The organism is Vibrio sp. 2033 (genome assembly GCF_033339735.1).
The window spans coordinates 1-641 of the sequence record NZ_JAWOVC010000455.1 but is presented as its reverse complement, the minus strand read 5'-3'; the positions used below and the strand labels follow the sequence as shown (position 1 = coordinate 641).

The window sequence follows — 641 nt, the reverse complement described above, 5'->3', positions numbered from 1 at the left end:
AATCGTGGCTATGGTTGCCATGACTGAGTCGCCAGTGGTGTGTCCGTATTGGTCATTAATGGTTTTAAAATCGTCCACGTCAGTCATAACGATGCTGATAGGCGTATTTTTTTCGCGTGCTTGATTCACAAGGTTAGGCACAATGACTTCCATTGCACGTCGATTGTATAACCCAGTTAATGCATCCAAATGAGAAAGATCGTTGATGGATTTCACCAATCTTGCGTTGATCAACCACAACATACTGAAGCTCAAAGCAACAATGAGGCAGATACTAAATAGAAACGTCAGCTGGTGGATGATACCTGCATTCATAAAACTGGTGACTTCAGGAGCCCAAATGCTCCAAACGGTTCTGCCCGCCATAAAAGCACTAAACCCAAAGAAGGCGTACGCCATCACTTGAACGGGCAGTTTTAGATCGTCTCTTTTTCCCTTGATCATCGCAACGCCACTGCAGAAGGTGACTAAGCTCAAGTAGATACGAAGAAAAATGATTCGGATACGAATAGATGGCGAATAAAATGTGAAGTAATAAAAAAGGCCACTGAATACCGGTACCAGAAACGTGAGTACATGAGCGCACTTGAGGGGGAATTTACGGAAAATGCTTACGCCATATAACGTGAGCAAAAAGCCGA

At 43.7% G+C, this 641-nt stretch carries 1 protein-coding gene; it reads right to left on the bottom strand.

Translation table 11 applies throughout. The features are described 5' to 3' along the window. Positions 1–641 (bottom strand): GGDEF domain-containing protein (locus R7P74_RS27160; protein ID WP_318123776.1); only part of this gene is annotated, 641 nt, incomplete at both ends.